The 892-nt window shown below is 69.6% G+C and carries 1 protein-coding gene; it reads right to left on the bottom strand.

All coding sequences use genetic code 11. The features are described 5' to 3' along the window. The coding region (locus ACYVE9_RS28630; RefSeq protein ID WP_461030796.1) for a helix-turn-helix domain-containing protein at positions 1–502 on the bottom strand (502 nt) is incomplete at its 3' end. Positions 503–892: the final 390 nt, after the last annotated feature.

Raw genomic sequence — 892 nt, 5'->3', positions numbered from 1 at the left:
CGGTCTCCAGGATGTAGCCCCGGCCCCACACGGTGCGCAGGCTCAGACGGACACCGTCCAGCCGCTGGCGCAGCCGCATGATGTGCAGGTCTATCGCGTTGCTGGTGACCGCCTCGTTGTTGATGCGGCTCAGGGCCTCCTTCAGCCTGTCCCGGCGGACGAGATGGCCGAAGTCGGCCAGGAAGCACCGCATCATCTCGCTCTGCGCGTCGGACATGGGCACCGACTGCCCGCCGTAGTAGAGCACCCCGGTCGGGTCCAGCGCGGGCATGAAGTCGGTTCCGGTGCGCCGTTGCAGGGTGTGGACGCGGGCCGCCAGGTCGAGGCGGGCCACTGGCGGGCGCACCCAGTCCTCGGTGGGCGAGATGTCCTTCGGCGGCGGCGTCTGGCCCTCCAGGACCAGCAGGCACGGCAGCCCCGCCTCGCGCAGTTGGTTGCGTTCGATGTTCTGGACCGGCCAGCGGAGAAACTTGACTTCTTGCTTGTGTACGAACGTGGCCATGGTGTGCCCCCGTTTTCCGTGACAAGTGGAAGCTGGCGTTCGGGGGCCGATGGCGTCGTCGGGGCGCACGCGCGCCCGGTGCCGCCGTCGAGGTGTCAGCCGGACGAAGCTGCCTGAACCGGTCCGGCACGTGAACGAGACGATCTGCCGCTGCTTGACGTCGATGCCGGTTCCCACGTGTCACCGGCCCCCGTGATCCCGATCCTGCCGGGTCTCGATTCCAGGTCGATTCCGGGTGGGTTCCGCTGGGAGGGGGCTCGATTCCGGCTGTGCCGCGCGCCGGTCCGCGGCAGGGCGGCGAAAGGAGCACGGCATGGACGCGCGGGACTGATCACGACCGCGGTCGGGGATTCCGGACGGGCGACCCTCGTGCGGGGTCTCCCGCGTTCG

Source organism: Streptomyces sparsus (genome assembly GCF_054776295.1).
The sequence above is the reverse complement of the archived record's forward strand: the minus strand, read 5'-3'. Positions and strand labels throughout refer to the sequence as shown.